20 protein-coding genes are annotated in these 24,169 nt (G+C 71.1%); 10 read left to right on the top strand and 10 right to left on the bottom strand.

The features are described 5' to 3' along the window. Positions 1 to 187: 187 nt before the first annotated feature. The gene (locus ACG83_RS31905) at positions 188 to 871 is read right to left on the bottom strand and encodes a TrkA family potassium uptake protein (RefSeq protein ID WP_054569951.1); all 684 of its coding nucleotides are present in this window, start codon (positions 869 to 871) and stop codon (positions 188 to 190) included. Further along, positions 864 to 2,210 carry a TrkH family potassium uptake protein gene (locus ACG83_RS31910; protein ID WP_054570020.1) on the bottom strand — a complete coding sequence of 449 codons (1,347 nt, stop codon included), beginning with the start codon at positions 2,208 to 2,210 and terminating at the stop codon, positions 864 to 866. The genes ACG83_RS31905 and ACG83_RS31910 overlap by 8 nt, the downstream gene beginning before the upstream one ends. A 325-nt stretch (positions 2,211 to 2,535) precedes the next feature. Between ACG83_RS31910 and ACG83_RS31915 the strand changes: the two genes are divergently transcribed. Then, positions 2,536 to 3,780 (top strand): cytochrome P450, encoded by a 1,245-nt coding sequence (locus ACG83_RS31915; RefSeq protein ID WP_054569952.1) that lies wholly within the window; start codon positions 2,536 to 2,538, stop codon positions 3,778 to 3,780. Between the two features lie 24 nt (positions 3,781 to 3,804). Here ACG83_RS31915 and ACG83_RS31920 read toward each other — a convergent pair whose 3' ends face one another. The 4 genes from ACG83_RS31920 to ACG83_RS31935 all read right to left on the bottom strand — a co-directional run bounded on the left by ACG83_RS31920 (position 3,805) and on the right by ACG83_RS31935 (position 8,220). Next, positions 3,805 to 5,010 carry an ABC transporter substrate-binding protein gene (locus tag ACG83_RS31920; protein WP_347280169.1) on the bottom strand — a complete coding sequence of 402 codons (1,206 nt, stop codon included), beginning with the start codon at positions 5,008 to 5,010 and terminating at the stop codon, positions 3,805 to 3,807. 191 nt (positions 5,011 to 5,201) lie between these two features. Further along, positions 5,202 to 5,771, bottom strand: coding sequence for an NADPH-dependent FMN reductase (locus ACG83_RS31925; protein WP_054569954.1), 570 nt, complete (start codon positions 5,769 to 5,771; stop codon positions 5,202 to 5,204). After that, positions 5,768 to 7,000: an LLM class flavin-dependent oxidoreductase gene (locus tag ACG83_RS31930; RefSeq protein WP_083473750.1), complete on the bottom strand. Its 1,233-nt coding sequence runs from the start codon at positions 6,998 to 7,000 to the stop codon at positions 5,768 to 5,770. Before ACG83_RS31930 ends, ACG83_RS31925 begins: the two co-directional genes overlap by 4 nt. Before the next feature lie 107 nt (positions 7,001 to 7,107). Continuing rightward, a complete protein-coding gene (locus ACG83_RS31935) occupies positions 7,108 to 8,220 on the bottom strand; it encodes a helix-turn-helix domain-containing protein (protein ID WP_054569955.1) in 1,113 nt (370 codons plus the stop codon). A gap of 56 nt (positions 8,221 to 8,276) precedes the next feature. Here ACG83_RS31935 and ACG83_RS31940 point away from each other — a divergent pair, with 56 nt between their 5' ends. From ACG83_RS31940 to ACG83_RS31965, 6 genes are all read left to right on the top strand, one after another. After that, the gene (locus tag ACG83_RS31940) at positions 8,277 to 9,149 is read left to right on the top strand and encodes an SDR family NAD(P)-dependent oxidoreductase (RefSeq protein WP_235498319.1); all 873 of its coding nucleotides are present in this window, start codon (positions 8,277 to 8,279) and stop codon (positions 9,147 to 9,149) included. A gap of 86 nt (positions 9,150 to 9,235) precedes the next feature. Beyond that, the gene (locus ACG83_RS31945) at positions 9,236 to 10,291 is read left to right on the top strand and encodes an alcohol dehydrogenase catalytic domain-containing protein (RefSeq protein WP_054569956.1); all 1,056 of its coding nucleotides are present in this window, start codon (positions 9,236 to 9,238) and stop codon (positions 10,289 to 10,291) included. A gap of 741 nt (positions 10,292 to 11,032) precedes the next feature. Beyond that, positions 11,033 to 11,257, top strand: coding sequence for a hypothetical protein (locus ACG83_RS31950; RefSeq protein ID WP_131831276.1), 225 nt, complete (start codon positions 11,033 to 11,035; stop codon positions 11,255 to 11,257). Continuing rightward, the gene (locus ACG83_RS31955; RefSeq protein WP_054569958.1) at positions 11,254 to 12,750 is read left to right on the top strand and encodes a PrsW family glutamic-type intramembrane protease; all 1,497 of its coding nucleotides are present in this window, start codon (positions 11,254 to 11,256) and stop codon (positions 12,748 to 12,750) included. The genes ACG83_RS31950 and ACG83_RS31955 overlap by 4 nt, the downstream gene beginning before the upstream one ends. Beyond that, on the top strand, positions 12,747 to 13,100 hold the full coding sequence (locus ACG83_RS31960; protein WP_054569959.1) for a hypothetical protein: 354 nt from the start codon (positions 12,747 to 12,749) through the stop codon (positions 13,098 to 13,100). Before ACG83_RS31955 ends, ACG83_RS31960 begins: the two co-directional genes overlap by 4 nt. Then, positions 13,078 to 15,270 carry a hypothetical protein gene (locus tag ACG83_RS31965; protein WP_054569960.1) on the top strand — a complete coding sequence of 731 codons (2,193 nt, stop codon included), beginning with the start codon at positions 13,078 to 13,080 and terminating at the stop codon, positions 15,268 to 15,270. Before ACG83_RS31960 ends, ACG83_RS31965 begins: the two co-directional genes overlap by 23 nt. 188 nt (positions 15,271 to 15,458) lie before the next feature. On the opposite strand, the gene ACG83_RS31970 is transcribed toward ACG83_RS31965, so the two are convergent. After that, a complete protein-coding gene (locus ACG83_RS31970) occupies positions 15,459 to 17,321 on the bottom strand; it encodes an alpha/beta hydrolase domain-containing protein (protein WP_054569961.1) in 1,863 nt (620 codons plus the stop codon). Positions 17,322 to 17,488: 167 nt separating this feature from the next. Between ACG83_RS31970 and ACG83_RS31975 the strand changes: the two genes are divergently transcribed. Then, positions 17,489 to 18,121, top strand: coding sequence for a biliverdin-producing heme oxygenase (locus ACG83_RS31975; protein WP_054570023.1), 633 nt, complete (start codon positions 17,489 to 17,491; stop codon positions 18,119 to 18,121). Positions 18,122 to 18,176: 55 nt separating this feature from the next. On the opposite strand, the gene ACG83_RS31980 is transcribed toward ACG83_RS31975, so the two are convergent. The 3 genes from ACG83_RS31980 to ACG83_RS31990 form a co-directional block, all read right to left on the bottom strand. Continuing rightward, positions 18,177 to 19,073 carry a pyridoxamine 5'-phosphate oxidase family protein gene (locus tag ACG83_RS31980; protein WP_131831275.1) on the bottom strand — a complete coding sequence of 299 codons (897 nt, stop codon included), beginning with the start codon at positions 19,071 to 19,073 and terminating at the stop codon, positions 18,177 to 18,179. Between the two features lie 9 nt (positions 19,074 to 19,082). Then, positions 19,083 to 20,159: a type I glyceraldehyde-3-phosphate dehydrogenase gene (gap, locus tag ACG83_RS31985; RefSeq protein ID WP_083473751.1), complete on the bottom strand. Its 1,077-nt coding sequence runs from the start codon at positions 20,157 to 20,159 to the stop codon at positions 19,083 to 19,085. 110 nt (positions 20,160 to 20,269) lie between these two features. After that, positions 20,270 to 21,247: a helix-turn-helix domain-containing protein gene (locus ACG83_RS31990; protein WP_054569963.1), complete on the bottom strand. Its 978-nt coding sequence runs from the start codon at positions 21,245 to 21,247 to the stop codon at positions 20,270 to 20,272. Positions 21,248 to 21,982: 735 nt separating this feature from the next. Here ACG83_RS31990 and ACG83_RS31995 point away from each other — a divergent pair. Together ACG83_RS31995 and ACG83_RS32000 are read left to right on the top strand one after the other, a co-directional pair. Then, entirely contained in the window at positions 21,983 to 23,494 is a 1,512-nt protein-coding gene (locus ACG83_RS31995; protein WP_054570024.1) for a 4-hydroxyphenylacetate 3-hydroxylase family protein, read from the top strand. Next, entirely contained in the window at positions 23,494 to 24,027 is a 534-nt protein-coding gene (locus ACG83_RS32000; protein WP_054570025.1) for a flavin reductase family protein, read from the top strand. Before ACG83_RS31995 ends, ACG83_RS32000 begins: the two co-directional genes overlap by 1 nt. Positions 24,028 to 24,169 lie beyond the last annotated feature (142 nt).

Below are 24,169 nucleotides of genomic sequence, written 5' to 3' on the forward strand. Positions count from 1 at the left end.
CGCGATCCGCAACCGCGATCCGCAATCGGAACACCCGCTCCGGGCGGAAGCTACCGACGGAACGCGGCTGTCTCCCACGCGACGGGCCATCCGTCCCCGGTTCGTAATCGACGCCCGGACGCGGAGCCGGTAGCCGGAGCCGGTAGCCGGAGCCGGAATCAGCGGCCGGACACCGTCACGTTCGGATTCACGGAGGGTTCGCGGTGCCGACCGCGGTCGCGAACTCCTCGACCCGGTCGGTGCCGCCGGCGATCATGATCAGGTCGCCGGGCCCGAGGACGGTGCCGGCCTCGGCGTGGGTGAACTGGCCGCCGGGATGCTTCACACCGACGATGGTGATCCCGAACCGGCTGCGCAGGGCGGTCTTCTCCAGCGCGCGGCCGCAGATCTCGCGGGGGGCGCGCAGCTTCGCGATCGCGTAGTTGTCGTCGAACTCCAGGAAGTCGATGAGCCGGCCGGTCATCAGGTGGGCGACCCGCTCACCGGCGTCGCGTTCGGGGTAGACGACATGGTTGGCGCCGATGCGCTCCAGGATGCGGCCGTGCTCGCGGGTGATCGCCTTCGACCACACCTCGGGGACGGCCAGATCGAGCAGCACGCCGGTGGCGAGCACGCTGGCCTCGATCTCGGTGCCGATCGCGACGACGGCCCGGCGGAACTCGTGCGCGCCGAGCTGGCGCATCACCACCTCGCTGGTGGCATCCGCCTCGATCACATGGGTGATCTGGCCGGACCACTGCTGGACCAGGTCATGGTTGCGGTCGACGGCGACCACCCGGTGGCCGAGCTCCTGGAGGGTCTGGGCCAGCGTCCCGCCGAACCTGCCGAGACCGATGACGAGGACGGCGTCCTCGCGGTTCCTGCTAGCCAACGATCGGCCTCTCCTCCGGTAGGCGGTACAGCTTGCGCCGTTCACGCAGCGCCAGGGCGGAGGCCACGGCGATCGGCCCGGTCCGTCCGACGAACATCAGCACGATGAGTACACACTGCCCGAACGCGGGGAGCTCACCGGTGATCCCCGTCGACAGGCCGACCGCGCCGAAGGCGGACATGACCTCGAACAGGACCACGTCGAGGGTGTGCTCGGTCGCCAGGAGCAGGCACAGCGTGGCGGTGACGACCAGCGCGACGCCGAGCAGTGCGACCGCGAGTGCCTGGCGCAGCGCGGCCGAGGGGATCTGGCGGCCGAACGCGTCCGCCGTCTCGTCGCCGCGGGCCTCGGCCAGGATCGCGAACAGGAGAATCATGAAGGTTGTGATCTTGATGCCACCGGCGGTGCTCGCGCTGCCACCGCCGATGAACATCAGCACGTCGGTGATGAGCAGCGTGGCCGGATCCGCCTGGGCGTAGTCGATCGAGTTGAAGCCGGCGGTGCGGGCGGTGACGCTGGCGAAGAACGCCGTGAGCAGTCGGCCACCGACACCGTGCTCGCCGAGCGTCGCGCTGTTGCGCCATTCCACCGCCGCGATGGCGGCCAGTCCGACGACGGTCAGCATCGCGTAGCCGAGCAGCGTCACCCGGGTGTGCAGCGACCAGGCCCGCGGTCTGCGCAGCTCGTGCCGCAGCTCGAACAGCACCGGAAAGCCCAGCCCGCCCAGAATCGCTCCGCCGGCGATCGCCAGGATGATGACGGGGTCGCTCGCGAAGCCCATCAGGTTGTCGGAGTACAGCGAGAAACCGGCGTTGTTGAACGCGGTGACCGCGTGGAACACGCTCTCGTAGGCGGCCCGGGCCGGGGACCGGTCGTAGCTCAGCCACAGCCGTGGGAACAGCACCGCGGCGACCACGGCCTCGACCGTGAACGTCACCAGTGCCACCGCGCGCACCAGCCGGCGCACGTCACCGAGACCGAACGACCCGGTCTCGACCGCCGCCAGCAGCCGGATGCGCACGCCCAGCCGGCGCGACACGAGCAGCCCCAGCAGCGACGCCGAGGTCATGAACCCAAGCCCGCCCATCTGGACGGATCCCATCACCACCAGCTCGCCGAACGTCGACCAGTGGGTGCCGGTGTCGACGACCGAGAGCGCCCCGCTCGCGGCCCCGGTCGCCGTGAACAGCGCCGTCAGCACGGACGTCGTCCGGCCCGGTTCGGTGGCGGCCGGGACGAGCAGGAGCATCGTGGTCACCGCCACCGTGACGGAGAACCCCAGCACCACGAGCCGGACCGGATGGGCCGCGAGCGCCACCCAGGGGCCGCGCCTCCTCATCCGCCGGGCAAAGCGACCACTCTCCGGGCGCAGGATGCTCGAGAACCCGTCGTCACCAGCCGGCACGGCTCGCCGCAGCGCCACCACACCTCCCTGTGCCCGGATCTCTCGACGGCCATCATCCCGGCCCGGCCACCGCGGCCAGAGCTGGGCACATGCCATGGATCTCGATCGGGCGATTCGACTTCGCCGCGTCAGGGCCGGTGCCTGCATGGTTTGCGTGCGCGGCCGGGCCGGGCGGGCTTTCCTGGATCGTGCCGCGGCGCCGGCCGGTCGCCGTGGGCGCTGCGGTTCTGCTGTGACGTCGTCCGGGAGGAGAAGGTCTGTGACCACGGTGGGCGTCGCGGGGACATCCGAGGAGGGCACCGCGGCGATCATGGAAGCGGTGACGGCGACACGGCTTCCCGACCCGTATCCGCGGTACCGGCAGATCCGGGAGCGCGGGGCCTTCATCACCGGGGAGATCGGTGGCCGCAGTGCCACGCTGGTGACCCGGCTCGCGGAGGCGTCCGCCGTGCTCAGCCATTCCGCCGCCGGGCACGGCTTCAGTGACGGCATCAACTACCGGGCCGGGATGCGCGACGGTCTGGGGTCGCTGCTGCGGGCCGACCCGCCCGATCACACCCGGCTGCGGCGGCTGGTGGGCCGGGCGTTCACCCCCGCGGTCATCGAGTCGCTGGCCGCGGAGGTCACCTCGCTGGCGAACGAGCTGCTCGACGAGGCGCTCGAGCGGGCCGAGATCGACGCGGTCACGGCGTTCGCCCGGCCGCTGCCGTTGCGGACGATCTGCCGGCTGCTCGGGGTGCCGGCGGCGGACGAGGAGGAGTTCGGTGGGTGGGCCGACGCGCTGACCCGCGGGCTGGACCCCTACTACCTCCTGACCGAGGAGGAACAGGCCACCTGCCATCGGGCGGGGAAGGCGTTCGACGCCTACTTCGTCGATCTGATCGCCCGCCGCCGCGCGGCGCCCCAGGATGATCTGCTCAGCCGGCTCGTCGCCCTGCACGACGACGGCGACGTGCTCTCCGAGCGGGAGCTGCTGGAGCTGTGCGCCCTGCTGCTGGTGGCGGGCTATGAGACGACCGCGAACCTCATCGCCAGCGGAGTTCTCGCCCTGGTGCGCAATCCCGACCAGCTCGCGGCTCTGCGTGCCGATCCCGGCCTGGTCGGTTCCGCGGTGGAGGAGATGATCCGGTACGAGGCGCCGGTGCAGTTCGTCGCGCGGACGTTCCTCACCGACGCCGAGATCGCCGGGCGGTCGTTCGCCCGTGGTGACGGCGCGATCCTGATGCTCGGCGCCGCCAACCGGGACCCGGAGGCCTTCGAAGATCCCGATCGGTTCCTCGCGGCGCGCTACACGGGGTCGGCCCGGACCCGGCGCCATCTCGGGCTCGGCGTGGGCATCCACTACTGTCTCGGCGCGCCGCTCGCCCGGATGGAGGCGGAGATCGCCTTCCGGGTGCTGCTGAGCCGCACCCGGTCGTTCGCGCTGGCCGCGGAGACTCTCGCCTACCGGCCCCAGATCGTCGTCCGCGGGCTGAGCGAGCTTCCGCTGCGTCTTTCGGCCTGAGCCGGCCACGGCCACCGGACCGGCTCAGGTGCCGGAGCCGTCCGCGCAGAGGCTTTCCCGGACCACCTGGAACGCGGTGCCGGCCGGGTTGATCTGGACGAAGGCATTGCAGGTGGTGGGTTTTCCGACGTTGTCGCGGAAACTGACCGGAGCGATGAGCCCACCCGCGTCGTAGCGGGTGACGTCACGTAGTGCGTCGATGAAGCCTTCGCGGGTGGGGCAGGGACCGGCGAGTTCCAGGCCGCGCAGGAACATGTCCGTGTAGAGGTAGGCGAACATCGCGAACTGCTGTTCCGGTTGACCCGCCGCGGGAGCGAAGGTGTTCATGGCCCGGCGATAGCGGTCCATGGCCGGGCCGCCGGCTTCGAAGGGGCGGAAGTACACGGGGAACGACACCCCGGCGAGGCGCGGTCCCATGGCAGTCAGCAGACGCTGGTCGTATCCGCTCAACGCGACGCTCGCGGTGATGTCGAGGTGGGCGGCCTGCACGGCCTGCATGATGGCGGCGAGGTCGTCCGGCGTCGAAAGCGCGAGAATCGCGTCGGCGTCCATGCCCGCGATCTGCTGCGCCGCCCAGGCGGCGCTCTCGGTGGCCGCGTTGAAGGGAACGGACCCGGCGACCGTGAGCCCGATCGATCGCATGGCGTTCACGTACTGGCCGGCGTTGTCCAGGGTGGCCTGTCCCGTGCCGGTGGTGAAGATCGCGACTCTGGTGCCGCCGACGGCCTGGATGTAACGGCTGACGGTCTGGGGGGAGGCTCCGTAGCTGTCGGAGAACATGTTCGGGTGTTCGGCCCAACCGGACTCGACTGCCAGCCCGATCACGGGTACCTGTTGCTTGTCCAGCTGGTCCATCGCGTCGTTGAGGGCGACCGTGACCGTGATGAGACCGAAGACGGCCTCATCCTGAACGAGAGCCTGGGTGACGCTGACACCCTGCGAGAGCGAGCCCCCGTCGTCGGCTAACTCGTAGGTGACCCGCCGGCCGTGGACGCCGCCCTCGTCGTTGGCCAGGCCGATCCGCGCGTCCACGCCGAAGCGAGCGGAGGCCAGCGCGTCGGCGCCGATACCCGAGTCGGACACGACGAAGCCGAGGTTCACCTGGTTCGCGGTGACCCCGGGGCTGTGACAGTCCGCCGACGCCTCGGACCTGGAATCCGCTGCCGAGCAGCCAGCCACACCAGCCACACCGACCGCCACAACCGCGGTGATGGCGGCCAACCGCCTCACCGAACCACCTGCACGCATGGCGCCCCCACGAACCGGCAGGCTGGGCGAACGGCCACCAGCGGGCAAAGCAGGCCGCTCCGACTCCTACCAAAATGGATAAAATATCTCACTTGGACCCGATGGGGAATATAACGTGCTCGGCGGTAGCACGGATAGCCCTTCCGGCCATCGGGTCGGCACGGTCGGCGGCTCTACCGGGGCCAGACCCGGGCGAAGGTGAGGAGCTGGTCGACCATCAGGTCCAGCCGCTCCCCCAGCGACGGCTCGCCGGGCGGGCCTGGGGCGTCGAGCTCCACCGGCACGGCCGAGTTGACCGTGAGACCCAGCGGGGTCGGCCAGCCCCGCAGCGCGTGGACGATCGAGCGCAGCGAGGTCAGGGTCGTCCCGCCAGCCTGTGCGCCGTGGGCGCACACGATGAGGCCGACGGCCCGGCCGTCCAGGTAGGAGCGGGTGTCGCCGCGCAGGTCCTCCAGGTAGTCCAGGGCGTTCTTGACCAGGCCGGACACCCCGCCGTGGTAGCCCGGCGAGGCCACCACGACGGCGTCGCACGCGGCGACCGCGGCGATCAGCCGCTGGGCCGCGGGTGCCCGCTCCGGCCGCTCCGGCGCGTAGATCGGCAGGTCGAGGTCGGCGGAGGCGAAAAGGGTCGTCTCCGCCCCGGCCGCGGCAGCCCGGTCGAGCGCGGCGGCGACCAGGCGCTCGGTCGTGGAGCCCGCCCGGCCGGTGCCACCGATGCCGACCACGCGCAACGGCCGGCTCACGGGCGCGGTTCCTGGGAGGTCTGGGAAGTCTGGGAGGTCTGGGAGGCGGCGTGGTCCTCGATGGCCTTGCCGATCGCGGTCGCGGTCTGGTCCTTCCAGGTCTGGGAGAGGCTGACCTGCCAGTCCTGGGAGCCGAGCGGCCCGGCGGACGCACCGGTGAAGTGCGGGACGACCTCGCGGGCGAACAGCTCGTAGCTGCGCCTGGTCGCCTCCTGGTCGGCGAGGTCGGCGGCCAGGATCAGGTAGGTGCCGAACCCGCCGGACTGCTGCCACAGCCGCTCGATCTGTTCGATCGCCATCTCCGGGGTGCCGCAGATGAACGAGCCGGTCTCGTTGCCCCGCCTGATCCGGTCGGCCAGCGGGGTGCTCGGGTCGCCGGGGATCGGCAGCACCTTCGACTGGTAGGTCTGCACGTCGACGAGGCCGTACTCGACGTCCTTCGCGGCCTGTTCCACGGTCTCGGCGAGGTGCATCTGGCCCATCAGCCGCCAGGATCGCCGGTCGACGGTCTGCCCGTGCTTCTCGGCGACCTCGTTCGCCACCGACCAGTGCGAGCCGAGCACGTCGAAGCCGCCGGCCTGGCTGGCGGCGATCGACAGCATGCCGGCGCCGAACCGCCCGGCGGTGCGCGGGCCCGCCGGGGAGAAGGTGGCCGCCACGGCGATCTCGGGCCGGGGCCGGGTGTAGGGCGCGAGCTGCAGCACCGCGTCCTGCAGGGTGAACCAGTCCGTCTTGCGGGTGACCGGTTCCCGGCCGTCGAACAGCGCGGTGATCGCCTCGAGCGACTCCTCCATCATGGCCCGCTGGCGGTTGGTGTCGATACCGAGCATGTGCGCGTCGGAGGCGAGCTGCCCGGGGCCGACGCCGAACATGATCCGCCCGCGGGTCAGGTGGTCGAGCAGCACGATCCGGTCGGCCACGTTCAGCGGGTGGTGGTACGGAAGCGAGACCACGCCGGTACCGAGCCGCAGGTGGCGGGTGCGGGCGGCGGCGTGGGCGATGAACACCTCCGGCGAGGCGATGATCTCCCAGCCGCCGGAGTGGTGCTCGCCGATCCAGGCCTCGTCGAAACCGAGCCGGTCCAGGTGCTCGAGCAGCGAGACGTCCTGCTCGAGCAGGAGGGTGGGGTTGCGCCCGGCGCGGTGGAACGGCGCCATGAAGACACCGAACTTCAACGGCCACCGCTCGCCCGCGGCCACCTTGGAGGAGATCTCCCGAGCTAACGACATGTGGTCCTCCTGTGCTCACTTCGACTGGCCGGCAGGCTCTCAGTTCGCAGGAAGTGAATCAAGAGTCGCATTATGCGAACGCTGGGCGGCGGTGCCGCCGGGACGCCTCACCCGTCCCGGCGGCGGCCGTGCGTGGCAGCGGTGACGGCGTCCGCCGCGGCTCTCACCTGTTCACCGAGCTCGATGACCCTGGCGCCGGACAGACGTCCGGTCGTCCCGTTCCCCCGCCCCTCCCTGCCGTCCCGACCTTCCCGGCCGGACCGCCCGATGATCAGGCACAGCACGACGGCGACCGACCCGCCCGCGTCGAAGACCGGGGCGTTGATGGACGTCGGCCGGTACTGCGCGTCCGGGTCGACGGTCGCGGGCAGCGTGTCGGCAAGGTCGAAGGCGCGCCCGACATCCGCCATCAGCCGCCGCAGCGCGGCGGTATGGCTGGGCGTGTGCGTGGTAGCCGGCGCGGTCGCAGTCGCCGACGTGGTCGCAGTCGCCGACGTGGTCGCAGTCGCCGACGCCGCGGCCGCCCCGGTGCGCGCGGCAGCGCCCGCCCGCTCCTCCCCGTCCAGGTCGGCGACCAGGGAACTGAGCCGTTCGTAGAGGTGGTCCTCGATCTCGACCGCCCAGCCGCGGGAGCGGATGCCGGCGAGCCCCGGTGCCAGCCGGGCCAGCGCGTCGGCGGGCCGGTCGGGCCCCAACCGGGCGAGCCACGCCTCGGCGGCCGCGTCGTCCGCCCATGCCACGCACACCGCGCCGAGCGGTGGACGCGGCTGGATCCGGTCACCGAGACGCAGCCAGTAGGCACCGTGCCGGACTCCGCCGGGCGCGGTGTCGCCGACGGGGGCATAGGGCAGGCCGATCTCGCCGACGAGCAGGTCGTCGTCCTCGCCGGGGATGCCGCCGGCCACCAGGGCGACGCAGGGAATGCCGGTCGCGGCGGCGAGGTCGCGGACAAAGGGGCGCGCGGCGTCGATCGCGGTGCCGCCCTGCGCGGCGGCCCGCCCGGCGGCGATCAGTGCCGGGCCGAGGCGGTAGGTGCGCAGCTCCGGGTGCCGCAACAGCCAGCCACGCCGAGCCAGAGCGACGATCATGGGATGGACGGTGGCCTTGCTGACACCGGCCGCCCTGGCGATCTCGGCGAGGGTGAAACCGTCGGTGGGCCGGCTGGCCAGCAGGTCGAACAGGTCGAGAAGCCGCTCGGTCTGCGGCGATGGTCGGCTCATGGTGCCCGCGAATGTAACTCGTCGGGCGGCCAGGGCCGACCGGAAGCGTTCGCATAATGCGACTCTTGATTCGGCGTCTGCGTACCGTCAGGCTGTCCGACGTGGTGAACCGGATTGCGGGAAAAGTTGCCATCGTCACAGGAGCGGCGAGCGGGATCGGGCGCGCGGTGACCCGGCGGTTCGTCGCCGAGGGTGCCCGGGTGGTCGGCGGAGACGTCAACGAGGAGGGGCTGGCGGCGCTGGCCGCCGAGCTGGGCGAGTCCTTCGCCGGCGCCCGCTGCGACGTCACCGTCGAGGCCGACGTCGCAGCGCTGGTGGAGCTGGCCACCAGCCGCTTCGGCGGGCTCGACATCGCCGTCGCCAACGCCGGCGGCGGAACCAACGCGGAGATCGTCGACCACGACTTCGCGGAATGGCGCCGGGTCGTCGACCTGTGCCTGCACGGGGTCTTCCTCACCGTGAAGCACGCCGGGGCGGCGATGCGCGCGGCCGGAGCCGGCGGCAGCGGCGACAGCGGCTCCGGCGGCGGCTCGATCGTGACGATCGCCAGCCTCAACGCCGTGCAGCCCGGCCGCGGCATGGGGGCGTACTGCGCGGCCAAGGCCGGGGTCGTGGCGCTGACCGAGGTGGCGGCGATGGAGCTCGGCCCGGCCGGGGTACGCGTCAACTCCGTCGCCCCGGGCCTGGTGCGTACCTCGGCCACCGGCCCGATGTGGAGCCTGCCCGGGCTCGTCGACGAGTACATCGACAACACCCCGCTCGGCCGGTTCGCCGAACCCGACGAGGTGGCGAGCGTCGTGCTGTTCCTCGCCTCCGACGAGGCGGGCTTCGTCTCCGCGAGCCTCTACGGCGTGGACGGCGGCGCCCGGACCAGGCGCTACCCGGACGTGATCGGCACCGCCACCCGCCTGCTCGGCTCGGGAGCCTGACCAACACCGCAAAGCCTGACCAACACCGCAGAGCCTGACCAGCACCGGAAAGCCGGACCAACCCCTGGAAGGACGTGCCACCCGCGATGCGAGCTGCCCGCCTGCACGGCCCCCGCGACCTGCGGGTCGACGACGTCCCAGCCCCGTCCGCCGGCCCCGGTGAGGTGCTGCTGCGGCCCCTGTTCACCGGGCTGTGCGGCTCCGACCTGCACATGTGGCACGGCGGCACCGGGATGTCCGCCGGCCCGCTGACACTCGGCCACGAGTTCTCCGCCGAGGTCGTCGAGGTCGGCCCGGACGTCGACGACCCCCGCGTCGCCACCGCGCAGCTGCGCCCCGGGGCGCTCGTGTCCGTCGAGCCGATGTGGACGTGCGGTCACTGCGGCCCGTGCCGCGCCGGTTCGTACAACCTGTGCCGCAACATGGTCTGGCACGGGCTGTCCGACCGGGCCGGCGCGCTCGCCGAGCTGACCGTCGTGCGGCCCGGCATGGTGCACGTGCTGCCCGAGGGCCTGGACGCCGTCCAGGGCGCGCTCATCGAGCCGCTCGCGGTGGCGCACCACGCGGTCAGCCGGTGCGGCGACATCGCCGGCGGCAGCGCCCTGGTGCTCGGTGCCGGGCCGGTGGGTATCGCCGCCGCGCTCGACCTGGTCGCCCGGGGTGTCGAGCGGCTGATCGTGTCGGAGCCGTCGAAAGTCCGCCGCGCCGCGGTCACCACCGTGCTGGCCGCCGTCGGCGCGGGCACCGCCAGCGTCGTCGACCCGGCCGAGACCGATCCGGCGGAGCTGGCCAAGGAACTGACCAAGGGCGAGGGCGTCGACTGTGTGGTGGACGCGGCCGGCGTCGAGCCAGCGTTCCAGGCCGGCCTGTCAGCACTTCGCCCCGGCGGAACCCTCGTGACCGTGGCCACCTACCTGAAGCCGGTAAGTCTCCACCCGCTGCTGACGATGCTCAGCGAGCTCGACGTACGGGCCTCCCTCGGCTACCGCGGCGACTTCCCACCGGTCGTCGACCTGATGGCCGCCGGCGCCTTCCCCGTCGACGGCTGGGTGCGTCAGGTGCCCCTGCCCGACGTCGCCGGAGCATTCGAACTGCTGGACGCCGGCGCCGACATCAAACTGCTCGTCGACGTCAGCGCATAACGCGCCCACCGCACGCCGGCCCCCCGGCCGCCTCGACACCGCGGACTCCGCGGACTCCGCGGACTCCGCGGACTCCGCGGACGCCGCGGACGCCCTCCGCGCGGGCATGCCGAACGCAATGATCGACGCCAGCGCTGTTGTCCCGCGTCAAGTTCTTGGAAACTGTTCGTCGGGGTGTAGGCGATCTCGACGTTGTTCGCCGCGGCCCAGTCCCCGACCCGGCTGTCGACGCGGGTCGTCAGGTGCGGCGCGTAGATGTCGCAGATGATCGCGATCCGGACGTCGGGCGGGTAGAGGCTGCGCAGCTAGCGGACGCCCCCACCGCAGCCGCGGCCTTCAACCACCACGGCCCGACCATCCCGTCGCGGATCTGGCCGAGGAACGGAGCAACGCAAGCCCGCCCTCGGCGGCCTGACCAACGAATACGAACGAGCCACCTAAAACCCCAGCTCAACACCGGTGGACGAGTTCTGACACCCCACAGGACCGGAACTGGGTGGGGAATTCGGTGAGCCGCTCCTGGAAAAATGTCCCACATTCGGCCGGAGTGTGTCACAGTACTGCCGGTGAGGGTTTAGGGTGCGTGCGTGCCCGGCCTCGATACGTCCTCCGACGTGGCGGGGGCTTCCCCCCTTTCTCCGAGTGGTGAGGGTGATAGACCAAAACGAGGCCGTTGACGTCGCTGACCCTTCGTTACCCGTGCAGCTTCGGCTTCTGTTCGGCGGCGGGGTGGCTGGGGCGTTGCTGTTCGTCGTGGCGCTCGTCGTCATCCTGACGGGCGCGACCTCTCCCCAGACCCCCGAACTGACCATTCCGACGGCTCCGGCTGTGCCAACCCTGCCGGGATTCACCGGCCTGTTCCCCACGGGCTTCCCTGAATTCCCGACGGACTTCCCGACGGACTTCGAACTGCCGACGCTGCCAACGCTGCCAACGCAGCCGGCGCTGCCGGGAGGTGCCGGATGACCGCGGGCGACGCCGGGGCGGTGGCACCGGCGGTGGGCGAGGCGGACGACGTCTACGCCCGCGCGGGCGCGCGGGCGCTGCTGGTCTGCAGGGCGGCGACTGGTCTGTACCTTCTCGAGGTACTGCTGAACCTGACGAGGCCGCGGCTCGGGCCGAACGAGGCGTCGCTGACGATCCTCGAAAAGCTGCCGGACGACTCCAGCTCATTCGGGCGGCTGCTCTCGATGCCCCGAGCCGTCTTCTGGCTGGTGCTCGTCGGGATCGTCGTCGGGGTGGTGCTCCAGGCGGTCGCCCTGTTCCGGCCGAGGACGGGCCGGGACGCGACGGAGCTGCTGTGGCTGACCGTGGCGGCGCTGGTCGGGCCGTTCGCGCTGATCCCGCTGACGGTCTACTTCACCTATCCGCTGGTGACACTGGCCTGCATTCCCAGCACTGCCCTCGTGCTCTGGCTGCTGCACAACAACTGCCAGCGTTTCGCCCGGCTGCCGGCGCGGGTGCTGCTCGCCGCCTTCGGCTGGGGCGCGCTGGTCGCGGCGGGATTCGTCCGGGCCTGCACCGGCCTGCTGTTCGGGCTTGTGTACGCGCACCAGGCGAAGGGCACCGAGGACGACCTCCAGGGGTTGCTCCGGTCCCAGATGCGCACGCTCGACTTCGTCACACTGCACTTCGGCGTGCTCTACCAACTCACCGCCGCCGCCGGCGTGCTGGTGCTGCTGATTCTGCTGCGCGGCCGGATCGTTGACCTGACGACAGGCCTCGTCCTCGGTGCGGCCGTCGGCCTGGGGATCGCGTTCAGCGACAGCGTCCTGTTCATCAAGCTGTTCGGGTCGCTGGGTTTCATCAACGGCTCGACCCCGGGATTCCAGTACTGGATCCACCAGTCGATCGGCCTGCTCGGCGGGCCGGTCACGTTCGGCGCGCTCGCCGGGGCGGCCCTCGGGGTCGCCTTCCAGCTGCGCGACCGGCGCCAGCAACTCCAGGTGGCCGGCACCGGGCTGCTGGCGGCGGTCGGTGGCTACGTGGGCACGGAGAACCTGGCGGCCCTGTTCTCGAAGCTGGCGCACCGGGACCTGGCGAACGGCACGGTCTTCGACACACTGATCGTCTCCCCGGGGCTGTGGCTGGTCACGCAGACACCGTTCATAGCCCTCGCCGCGGTGTTGCTGGTGATAGCCCGGCGGACCCGGGCCGCCGCCGGGGCCAGGGCCATGGAGGATGCGCGTGCGAGCGGGATCGTCGGCGACATCGAGGCGAAGATTCTGCTCGACCCCGGCCGGCGGCTATGGACGTTGGTCACCACGTGGCGAACCCGGGGCCGGCCGGCTGCGGTGGCGCTGGGCCGCCTGCAGGCGGCCCAGCTCGAGCTTGTTGGCAGCCGATGGCGGCCTCCCGGCGTGGAGCCGGGCCAGCGCGAGGCAGAACGCCTGAACGAGACGAAGGTGCCGCGCCTACGGCAGGCACTGGCCGACGCACTCGATCCTGGAGCGTCATGAGAACCGCGTTCCGACTGGCCGCGGCCGTCCTGGTGGCGTCGTTCCTGCTAGTCGCGGCGCCCCCCCGGCCGGCGGCGGCCTGCGATGTCAGCTACGGCTACCGGCCGACGCTGGACTTCGACGACCTGGCGAACCGACGAACGTGTTCGACTGCGTCGTCGGTGACCGCCAGCGTTGTCGTCGACCTGCTGGCGCTGGCCGCCCTCGCCTCGGCCAGCGTGCTCGTCTACCGTCGGGCCCGGGCCGGCGCCGGGCCCGACGCGGACGCCACCCTGGCCGCCTACCTTGTTCAGGCGCGAACCGAGCCTGACCGGGCCGAGGCTGTCGATGATCAGGGCACGCCGGCCTGACGGCGCGCGGTGGCGCGCGGCGGCGGCCCTGCTGGCGACTCTCGCCGTCCTGCTGGTCGGACTGGCGCCGCCGAGTTCGGCGACCAAGCCCCCGGGCGCGGCCGTCGGCACCCGGTTGGATACTTACTACGACGAGCCGATCTTCCGCCAGGCGTTGTTCCTGCGTCTGGCGGCCAACAGGGCCCAGACGTCGTTCCAGGCGCTCAGCGCCATCAAGAACGTCGCCGTCGAGATCTGGGATCCGCGTACGGTCGACGAAGGCTTTCTGAAGGGCATCTTCGGGCAGACCGTCGGCACAAAGATTGACAACAGCATCGGGGCGGCGCTGCGGGTCGACACGATGGATCTCGCCACGGCCCGGAAGTACATCGGCGACGCGCTTTACCGCGAGCTCGCGAAGGCCGGCTACTCCCGGGTGTATGTCGCCAGCGCGCTCAGCCGGACGAACGTCGACGAGCGATCGAGCACCCATTCGGAGGAGGCTCTCCAGCAGATCCGCGTGCGCATGGCGGGCGTGACCAAAAAGGCCGTGGCCGTGCTCCACGGGGGGTCGGAACGCCAGCAGTGCCCGCGGTGCGCGCCGATCTACCCGTCGAGCGTGCCGACGTCATACCTGGAGCCCTACGGTCTGACGATCGAGGAGACGGCCCAGCGGCAGGCCAAGCTCGCCAAAGTCGACCACGCGTCGGGCAGCGAGGAGACCAAGAAGGCGAAGAAGGCGGCGATCAACGCCGAGTACGACGCCATCGACGAGGCCCGCGCGGCGCAGGCGAGGGGGAACCTGCAGGTGCACCTGGACACCGCCCGGGACAACTACGAGCGTGACGTGCGCGCCGGCGGCGTGGCCGCCCAGGAGATCTTCCACACGACCCTTTCCGGCGACTGCCCGGGCAAGCCCCAAGGGCTCGGCCCGCTCGTCGTGCGCGCCGTCCTCGCGGCCGGATGCGGCGGGCAGGGCACGAAGTCGACCGGGCTGGCGGACGCGCTGGCCGGCGCGGACCTCGACCCGGGTGGCGTCGACTTCACCACTCTCGAACTGCGCTATCTCAGCGACTCCGGCAGCGGCCTCGAGTACGCGTTCAACGCCCGCCGGGACCCGCTGGCGGGCGACCCCCGGGCAAGCACCGGGCTCACGGTCGCCCAGGAGACCTCGGATGCGTTCTTTGTCTGGCTCGCGCTCGACCCATCGACGTTCTGGGTGAACCTCAGCCCGAACGAACCGGACCGTATCGTCGACGCCGAACTCGGCCGCACCGACGTCGGTCGGATCCTGCTCGAGGCGGACCTACGGATGAAGCAGACGAGCGCCGAACTGATCCACCCGGACACGGCGCTCGGCCAGGAGTACTGGGCCCGCTCCCAGGGTGGCTGCCTGACCGAACGGAACTGGATCGTCCCCGCGCCGGCGAGCGTCCGCGAGGACGGCGACAGCCTCTACATCCTCGACGCCCCGCTCGACGTCCAGACCGAGGCCACGCACACGCTGCCCGGTGGTACCGGGACGGCCGGGTCCTGCCCCGGGCAGGATCCGGCCGTCACCGCGGCCGAGGAGGAGCTCTACCGGACCCTCGTCCTGCCGAAGCTGAAGGAACAGATCAATACCGCGCCCGAGTACGCCGACCTGCGCCGCGTCTACCTGGCCCGGATCGCCGCCGAGTGGTACCGGGCACGCACCCTGCGTCATCACGCCACCTACGCGGACGTGATCGACAGCGGCGACGTCGACCGGTGGACGACTGAGTCCGGTTGGAAGCCGAGGGACACCTTCGACGCCTACGTCCGCTCCTACCGCGAGGGCGAGTTCGACCTCACCCGGCAGGTCGAGAGCGGCGGCGTCGTCACGACGTACAGGTATTTCTACGGCGGCGTCGACTTCTCCCACGTGCCGATGCGCGCTGTCGACGCGGCGGAGTCGGACCGGGTCGCCCCCGGCCTGCCCGAGGCCGCGCAGGCGTCGGTGACGCAGGCGGCGCCGGGCCAGGGCGACGAGATCTGGCTCGGCGGCGCGGTGCGGGGCAAGGGCCGGGGCGCGCTGGAGCGGGTCGGCGACGCGCTCAGCGGTCTCGCCTACAGCAGCGCCGGCCTGGCCCTCCTCGTCGTCGCCGGCCTGGTGCTGCTGTCGTTCGGCTTCTGGGGCCCACGGCTGGCGAGACGTCGCCGACCCCGCTGACCGGCCGGCAGTCCTGACCGCACCGTTGCATTGTGCGGAGGCAGGGCATGCCAGCGGGATGGCACCGCGGTTCCCGATACCCGTCACTCGGCCCGTGGAAGCCTGCACCCCCGTGTGCACGCCGCAGCGCGCCTCGCCGGCGATCGTGGGCCGGCAGATCCGCACCGCTCCCAGAGGACTCCGATCGATCAGGAATCAGCAGCCCGGTCGTAGGCGGCGAGTGCCTCGCCCACGGTGGCCTCCACGTCCTCTGCCATCAGGAACCGGGCGGCGACGAGCCGCCTAGCCGCGGCGCGCACGGCCGTCTCGTAGTCGTCTCGGTCCGCGAAGGCGGGCGGGCCGGTGAGCAGGGGCAGCCTGCTGCCGAGGAACTCGTACAGCGGGGTCGGGAGGCCGGGAACCGGCCGGCGAGGATTCCACCCGGTGTAGGCGGCCACCGGTACCGCGACGGCCGGTAACGCCACCCCGGCGATCTCGTTGCCGCCGGCGTCGATCGCCGGAACGATCGCGGGTCTCGCGGCGCCGAGCCGCAACGGCCAACGCCCGACGCCGGCCGCGGCCTGCGGGCCCAGGTCGACATCCCGGGTGATGTTGAGGGCGTCCAGGTCGGGCACCGCCGCGCCGGCAGCGGCGAAACGTTCGAGAACCTCTGCGCGGGTGGTGGCCGTTCCGTCGGTGTGGCGGGGCACCTGGCTCGGTGGGGGCTCGACGCCGTCGCAGGCCCACTGCACGAGCGCGACGAACAACGCGCGCAGGACCGGTCCGACGTCGTGGTCGTGGACCGGGTTCGCCGCCGGCATCAGCTCCTTCAGCGCGGTCGGCATCGCGCCGAAGTGGTCGGTGCCGGCGAGCAGGTAGACCCGCGCGTCGGGGTCGTCGGGCAGGTCGTCGCCGGTGTCGGAGTCGACGTGCACCAGCGCGCCGTCGCCCCGCCAGTACTCCCACGAGCTGTTGGTCAGGAACAGTTTCGGGATGGCGCCGAGTGCGCGCTGCGGTTCGAGCAGGCCGGCGGTGTCGTACGGCGGCAGGTTCGGGAAACCGAGCGGATGGGTCAGCGACGGCTGGGCGTATCGGTGGTTGAACTCGCCCCGCCGGGCACCGGCGATGTGGGCGAGGACGCCGTCGAAGACCGCCGCGCCGCCCTCGTCGACGTTGCGGCCCTCGTGCAGGAACTGGCGCAGGAACCGGCCCGACTGCGAGACGCCGTACCCGAACGCGTGGGTGAACGAGCCGTCGCGGCGCAGCCACGACACGGCGTCGCGCACCGCGAGCAGCCCGGTGCCGACGACCGGGCACAGCGACGTCCGGTAGGTCAGCGTGTACCAGTGGAAGGCCTGGAAGCCGCCGTCGAGGGCCACCGTCCGCTCGTCGACGAACCGCCAGCGCTCGCGTTCGACGGGACGCGGCGGCGCGTCCGGGGCCAGCTGCTCGGTGAGGACCGCCTGCGGGTCGTCGATGTCGGCGGTCGGGTATTCGGTGAAGGTGAAGAACAGCGACGAGTCAGACAGGGCGTGCGTGCCCTGGTCTGCGTCGGGCCGGAACTCCACCCGGATCCATCCCGGCTCGACGCCGGCCGCGGTCGGCGCGCGCAGGCCGATGCCGGCGATACCGGCGGCACCTGTGGTGCCCGTGGTCCCGGCGTCGCCGCGGGTGACGTCCCACTGCCAGCCGCACCAGGCGATCGTCCAGCCCTGGGCGAGCAGGAAGCCGTCGCCCGGGTCGAGTGCGTCCAAGGGGGCGATCTGCATCAGCGGTGTGCCCGCGGAGAAGGGCACCCCGCCGAGCAGGCCGCGGTTCGCGATGACGAACAGCAGCCGCCCGTTGCCAGCCCGCCCGCTCGGACGGAGCAGGCGCAGGTCCGCGTCGAAGCGCACCAGGCCGTCGGGATCGGCGGCCCGCTCGAGGTCGACGATCCCGTGGTTGGCGGCCGCATGCGGGTCGACGGCGAAGTCGGCGACGGCGGACACCGCCTCGTAGGAGCCGTGTGGCCCCCAGACTCGCCCCTGGGCGAACGGGCGGATGCTCTCATCTCGAAGACCGGTCAACGCCACACCCGGGATCGTGACATAGCGGGCAGCAACCGGGTGCGTGCCACCCGGAGACGAACCGGGCCCCGGGATACGGCATCCGCCGCACCAGCGTCGGGCAAGAGTCCGAATCCGGCTGCGCGGGCCGCCCGCCTCGCTACGCTGACCAGGTGGACACTCAGGCGGTGCACGTGGACGCTTCGGCGGCGAACTCCGACTCCGTGATCGCGAGCGATCCCACCGGCTCACTCGGTGACGGCGACATCATGCTGCGCCTGCGCCGTGCCACGGCGATGGCGCACGCACGGGTCGAGGCCTGCGTCGGGCTGGACGATCCAGAAATCCCGCAGGCACGTTACCGCGAGGTGATGATCGCCTTCTACCGCCTCCACCTGGTGCTCGAACCGCGCCTTGACACGTTGTTCCACGAATTTGAAGATCCACTGCTGGACTGGCCGGGGCGCCACAAGCTCGGCAGCCTGATCCAGGACCTGCACGCCCTCGGCGTGGCACCAGACATGCTGACGGCACTCCCGGCGACGGCGGTCCCCGCCATGGACGACGTGGCCGCCGGGTTCGGCGCCCTTTACGTCACCGAGGGCGCGACCCTCGGCGGCCAGCTGATCGCGCGCTACCTGGGCGCCCGGGCCGACCTGGCCGGCGCCTACTCCTACTTCACCCCGTACGGGGACCAGGTCGGCCGCCGCTGGCGTGACCTGCGCATGGTCCTGCGCCAGTGGGTGGGCACGGACGAGACACGGGCGGAAGCGGTCGTCACGGCGGCGCTGGCCACGTTCCTCGCCTTCGAGGCCGCCCTCAACTGACCGGGCCGGTCGGCGACAGCGCTGGTCGGCGACAGCGCTGGTCGGCAGCCGGCCGTCAGTGGTCGAGCGCCTGCCACCGCAGCGGGGTCGCAGCGTCGACGCGGGTCACCTGGTCGATCTCGAAGTAGACCACGCGCAACGCACCGGGCCGGTCCGCCGCGTGCTCGGGGTCCCAGTCGATGCCGCAGTGGCCGGTCAGGTGCAGGGTGTCGCCGGTCTCCCAGCGGACGAACAGCAGCCCGGCGCGGTCGTCCAGCACGACGTTGCCGAGCGTCATGTAGAAGGAGTTACCGAGGTAGTCGGGCCAGCTCAGCCTGGTCGGGCTCTCCACCGTGACGAATCCGGGCGGGCCGCCCCGGTGTGACGCGTCGGCCCCGAGGTCATCCGTCCGGCTGGCGATGAAGAAGGTGTCGGCTTCCTGGATCCAGCGGCACTCGTCGACGGCGAGGGCCGTCCGGCGGGCGTTCTCCGGACGCGGTCGCACCTCCCCGGAGACGACGTCGACGACGACCCGCCGGTTGATGTACTTGGGGCAGTTGCCCAGCACCTGGTCGGTCCGCACCTCGAGGGTGTCTCCGGCTCGGCGCGCCCGACCGTTCAGCCGGATCCGGCGCCGCCGCGCGAAGTCGATGGAGAGCATGCCGATGCTGGTCTCGCTCTCGAACGCACCGCGCAGCGGGTCACCCGGTGGCGGGAGGGCATGCAGCACCACCGACTGGGCGCTGGTGGCCTCGGCGAAGCCCACCCCGCCGGCGATCATGGTCGACCAGACCGCGCCGTCGGGGTCACCGGCGCCGATGAAGACCATCGGCTGCCGGTGGAGGAAGTCCGCGAAGGCCCAGGAGATCGTGCCGTCGAACATGGGCGAGCCCCAGGCCTCATGGCCCTCGCCGGCGCGGCGCTGGACCATCTGCTCGCCGCGATGGGCCTGGCCAGGTCGTGAAGCTTCCACTGGACGTCCTCAGCTGGCGGCGCTGACCGCCGAGCCGGCGGTAGCGCGGGCGGTGGCGTCGGCAGCAGCGCCGACAGCGGTGCCTGCGGCGGTGCCGACGAGCGAGACGGTGTCGACCAGCCGGTTGGAGAAGCCCCACTCGTTGTCGTACCAGCCGACGACCTTGAGCGTGCCGCCGACCAGTGTGGTGAGCCCGCCGTCGATGATGCAGGACGCCGGATTGGTGACGATGTCACTCGAGACGATCGGCGCCTCGGTGTACTCGAGGATTCCGGCGAGCGGGCCCTTGGCCGCGGCGCGCAGGGCGCTGTTGACCTCCTCGACCGACGTCGGGCGGCTGACCGTGACCGTGAGATCGGTCGCCGAGCCGGTGACGACCGGCACCCGCAGCGCGAACCCGGTGAGGCGCCCGTCCAGCTCGGGGAGCACCCGGCCGATCGCGGTCGCCGCGCCGCTGCTGGTCGGCACGATGTTCTGGGTGGCCGCGCGGGCCCGGCGCAGGTCACGGTGCGGGCCGTCCTGCAGGTTCTGGTCCTGGGTGAAGGCGTGCACGGTGGTCATGGCCCCGTGGTCGATGCCCACCGCCTCGTTTATCACCTTTGCCATCGGCGCCAGGCAGTTCGTGGTGCAGGAGGCGTTGGAGATGATGTCGTGCCGGTCCGGGTCGTACTGGTGGTGGTTGACGCCGTAGACGAGGGTGATGTCCTCACCGGTGGCCGGGGCCGAAATGATCACCTTCCGTGCACCCGCCTCGAGGTGGCCGCGGGCAGCGCTCGCCTTGGTGAACGCACCGGTCGACTCGACGACGATTTCGACTCCGAGATCGCCCCAGGGCAGTGCGCGTGGGTCGCGTTCGGCCAGGACCAGGATCTTCCTGCCGTCGACGACGAGGCTGTCGCCGAGGGCCTCGATCTCCCCCCGGAACCGACCCAGCACGGTGTCGTAGCGCAGGAGGTGGGCCAGGGTCTCGGGGTCGGTCAGGTCGTTGACCGCGACGACCTCGAGGTCGGCCTGCCGGTCCAGGACCGCCCGAGAAAAGCTCCGGCCGATCCGCCCGAAGCCGTTGATCGCAATCTTTGTCGTCATTCGATCCCACTTCTCGCCGGTCTGGCCCCCGCGCGGGTGCGTCCGAGGGTCGTGGTCGGGACAACGCCTGGAAGGCCGTGCGGTCGCGGCACTGGGCGACCGGTTGCATACTAACAAGTTGGTTGGGAACCTGTCGCGGCGTTGTGGCGGCACTGCCTGGGGGTGATTCCGTAGTGATCCCGGAAGGCGCGGCTGAAATGCGAGCTTCCCCGCAGACCGTGCCGTTCGCCGATCCGGGCGACGGAGACCGCGGCCAGCCGGGGGTCCTCCAGATCCGCGCGGGCACGGGCCAGCCGCTCGCGCCGGATCCAGGTGGACGGGCCGACGCCCTCGTCCGCGAAGAGCTTCTGGAGGTACCGCACCGAGATCCGGTGCCGCTGGGCGAGTGCGGCGGGCGAGAGCGACTCCTCGGCCAGATGCTCACGGGCGTAAAGCTGTATGCGCTCCAGCAGGTCGTGGCGCACGCTCCGCTCGACCTGCCCGACCGTCAGCTCCAGGACGAACCGCTCGATGAGGGCGGCCAGACCGTCGACGAGCGGCTGCGCACCGGCGACCACCACCCCGGCCATGTGATAGCCGAGGATGGTGAGCAGCCGCGACAGCGTCGCGACCGTGCCCGGCGTCGCGGCCATGCCCGGCGCGCTGCCCCAGTGCCGCGCGGCAAGCAGGGCCGCGGTCGCCGGGTGCAGACCGAGCCGGTCCCGGCTGACCACGATCGCGGTCAGGCTGAACCGCTCCGGCATGATCAGGCTGTACGGGTTCGCCCCGTCGAACGCCACCAGGTCGCCGGCACCCACGACGGCGACCCGCCCATACTGATGCACCTCGACGAGCCCGGAACCCACCTGACAGAAGTAGAAGCCACGGTCCCGGGTCGTCGCCGGCGGGGGCGCGTAGGTGATCTCAAGCGGGTCGGCGGACATCGTCACGGCACCCAACGCACCGAAACTGCCACTCGCTATCCGGCCCACGTACCGGCCCGACGTCCGGTTCGTCACGGCCACCGGCCCGCAGACGGCACGGACGTGATGACGCCAGTTCTCAAACGCGTCGTCGCCCCACCCCTCCCAGGTTCTCAGCAGGTCCACTGTGATTCCCGAAGATTCATCACGTTCGCCGATCTCGGTCGAAACCCAAATGTTCTGCACCTGGAGAGGAACAGAGAAGCCCGTCCGAAGAAAGCCGGCCAGAAGCTGCTTTCCGGTTGACCGCGCGCGAGCCCGGCGGCCCGGAGATGGCGGCAATGCTGCCATGGGACACGAACGGCCATCGATCGAAACGGCCGCCCCGAAAACGCACGCCAGGCGCTACGGCAGGTCCTGGGCACCTGTCGCCGGGTACGTAAGCTCAGCAGAATTCTTGTGGCGCGGCGTCGGGCGAGTCAACCCCGCGAGCCCCAGGCCGCGGTGTCGCGCGGCGGACATGGCACGATTCCGATGAACAGCGCCCGAGCAAGCGGCCGAGGCCACCAGGAAGAACCAGCCGGTGGCCGGTGATCGGAGCCGGAACGGTAGTTCGGACAACCATCGCAAGAAGTGACTCACATAACAGATCAACATTCGTTTACCGCTACCATCGGCCCAGTTCGTGAATCGACAAAATCCGGTGCGCATTATCGGCGGACGAGGCCTCGGCACGCCACTACATTGATCACACCAACCGCCCAGTTGGCCGCGTGAGATCTGCTGTGGATTCGCCGAGGAACAGGAAAGAGGTCAACCTCGATGACCACCGAGGTAAAAATCGACGGGCCCGCCGTCACGCCGACCGAAACCGCCGGTACCGCCGGTAACGCCGCCACCGCCGGCCATGCCGGAACCGCACTGCCCACCAACCCGCCGAACGACCTGCTCACCGGGGATGCCTACCTGGAAAGCCTGCGCGACGGCCGGGAGGTCTACCTCTACGGCGAGAAGGTCGCCGACGTCACCGCGCATCCCGCTTTCCGGGAGGCCGCCCGGTCCACCGCGCATCTGTACGACGCCCTGCATGACCCGAGCAGCCAGGACCTGATGACGACGGTCGACCGGTACACCGGCGCGCGGGTCCACCGGTTCTTCACCCCGAGCCACTCGGCCGAGGAACTGCTGGCCGCGCGCGACGCCATCGAGCACTGGGCCCGGCTCAGCTACGGATTCATGAACCGCACGCCGGACTACAAGGCGTCGTTCATGGCCGGCCTGGCCGTCACCCAGGACTTCTATGAGCCCTTCAGCTCCAGCGCGCGCGGCTGGTACGAGCGATACGCCCGCCGGGGCCTGTCCATCAGCCATGTCATCGTGAACCCGCCCGTCGACCGCAACCGGCCGGCGCACGACATCCGCGACGTCTACCTGCGGGTCGTCGAGGAACGCGACGGCGGCATCGTGGTCAGCGGCGCGAAGCTGATGGGCACCGCCGCGGCCCTGACCCACGCCTCGTTCGTCGGCCAGATCCATCTGGCGAACCTGGAGGCGGGCAAGGCCGACGACATGGCCCTCGCCTTCATCGCGCCGCTGAACACCCCGGGGATGAAGGTCATCTGCCGCCCGTCCTACGAGCGGAAGGCGAACAGCCCCTACGACAACCCGCTGTCGGCACGCTTCGACGAGAACGACTCGGTGCTCGTCTTCGACCGTGCGTTCATCCCCTGGGAGAACATCCTCATCTACCGGGACACGGAGAAGATCCACCAGTATTTCCCCCGGTCGGGACTGCTCAGCCGCGGCTTCTTCCAGGGCGCCATCAGGATGGCCGTCAAGCTGGAGTTCATGGCCGGCCTGCTGGACCGGGGCACCCGCCTGAACGGAACGCACGAGTTCCGGGGAGTGCGGGCCGGGCTCGGCGAACTGCTCGCCTGGCGCCATCTCACCTGGGCCGTCACCACCGCCATGGCGACGGATCCCGAGCCCGGCCCGGGCGGGACGGTCCTGCCCCGGATGGACTACTCGGCCGGTTACCGCGCGTTGGCACCGCTGAGCTGGGACCGCACCCACGCCTTCTTCGAGGAGCACCTGGCCGCGGCGCTGCTGATGACGCCGGCCAGCGCCGACGACATGCGCAACGAGGAGCTGCGGCCGCTCATCGACCGCTACTACCGCGGGTCCGCCGGCACAGCCGAGGAGCGGGTCAAGCTCTTCAAGCTCGCCTGGGACGCGATCGGCTCCGAGTTCGGCGGCCGGCACGAGCTGTACGAGCGCAACTACGCCGGCGGTCCGGACCAGGTGCGCCTGGACACCCTCGACTGGTCACGGGGGAAGGGCCTGCTCGACGAGTACGGCGCCTTCGTCCAGCAGTGCATGGACGACTACGACCTGGACGGATGGCGGCGCGGCCGCTGGTCCGGCGAGCACTGATGAACGGAAACGACCTGCGCCAGGTGATGCGCTCGTTCGCGACCGGTGTCTGCGTCATCACCACCTGTCGCAACGGCCCGGACGGCCGCCGTCACGACGCCATGACGGCGAACTCGCTGCAGTCGCTTTCCCTGGACCCGCCGCTGGTCTCGCTGTCCTTCGCCAGAGACTCCCGGTTCCTCGCCGATCTGCTGGCCTCCCACGTGTGGGCGGTGTCGATTCTCGGCGAAGGGCAGGAGGAGCTGGCACGGCAGTTCGCCCGCGGGCGCGCCGCCCGGGAGGGCGACGTCACGACGCTGGTCACCGGTACGGGGCCGCGGACCGGGGCGGCGGTTGTCGGTTCCGCCAGCTGGCTCGAATGCGTGTACACCAGCCACCTCGATGTCGGCGATCACGTTCTGGTCATCGGGGAGGTAGTCGCGGTTGACGCGACCGCGAACACCGAACCGCTCATCTTCGTCCACGGCACCTACCACAGCCTCGGGAAGGCGACTCGCCAGGAGAAGGGCACACCGGCGGCCGCCTTCCGATAAGCCGGCCGGCGGCCTGGCCGCAGCCCGGCCGAGAACCCCACATATACCGCGTGAGATATCGCGCGAACCGCGATGACCTCACGGTCAGGCTGGAGTGCTTCCGCCGTTACCGACCGAGAGGTCCACCCAGCTCCAGACGTGG

Source organism: Frankia sp. R43, from assembly GCF_001306465.1.
Lineage (GTDB): Bacteria > Actinomycetota > Actinomycetes > Frankiales > Frankiaceae > Parafrankia > Parafrankia irregularis.

What these genes read in the sequence shown, in the direction of transcription:
- ACG83_RS31935 (WP_054569955.1), bottom strand. Translation starts at nt 8,220, where the DNA reads ATGAGCCGACCATCGCCGCAGACCGAGCGGCTTCTCGACCTGTTCGAC.
- gap (WP_083473751.1), bottom strand. Translation starts at nt 20,159, where the DNA reads ATGACGACAAAGATTGCGATCAACGGCTTCGGGCGGATCGGCCGGAGC.
- ACG83_RS31965 (WP_054569960.1), top strand. Translation starts at nt 13,078, where the DNA reads ATGATCAGGGCACGCCGGCCTGACGGCGCGCGGTGGCGCGCGGCGGCG.
- ACG83_RS31945 (WP_054569956.1), top strand. Translation starts at nt 9,236, where the DNA reads ATGCGAGCTGCCCGCCTGCACGGCCCCCGCGACCTGCGGGTCGACGAC.
- ACG83_RS32000 (WP_054570025.1), top strand. Translation starts at nt 23,494, where the DNA reads ATGAACGGAAACGACCTGCGCCAGGTGATGCGCTCGTTCGCGACCGGT.
- ACG83_RS31910 (WP_054570020.1), bottom strand. Translation starts at nt 2,210, where the DNA reads ATGAGGAGGCGCGGCCCCTGGGTGGCGCTCGCGGCCCATCCGGTCCGG.
- ACG83_RS31955 (WP_054569958.1), top strand. Translation starts at nt 11,254, where the DNA reads ATGACCGCGGGCGACGCCGGGGCGGTGGCACCGGCGGTGGGCGAGGCG.
- ACG83_RS31960 (WP_054569959.1), top strand. Translation starts at nt 12,747, where the DNA reads ATGAGAACCGCGTTCCGACTGGCCGCGGCCGTCCTGGTGGCGTCGTTC.
- ACG83_RS31940 (WP_235498319.1), top strand. Translation starts at nt 8,277, where the DNA reads ATGCGACTCTTGATTCGGCGTCTGCGTACCGTCAGGCTGTCCGACGTG.
- ACG83_RS31930 (WP_083473750.1), bottom strand. Translation starts at nt 7,000, where the DNA reads ATGTCGTTAGCTCGGGAGATCTCCTCCAAGGTGGCCGCGGGCGAGCGG.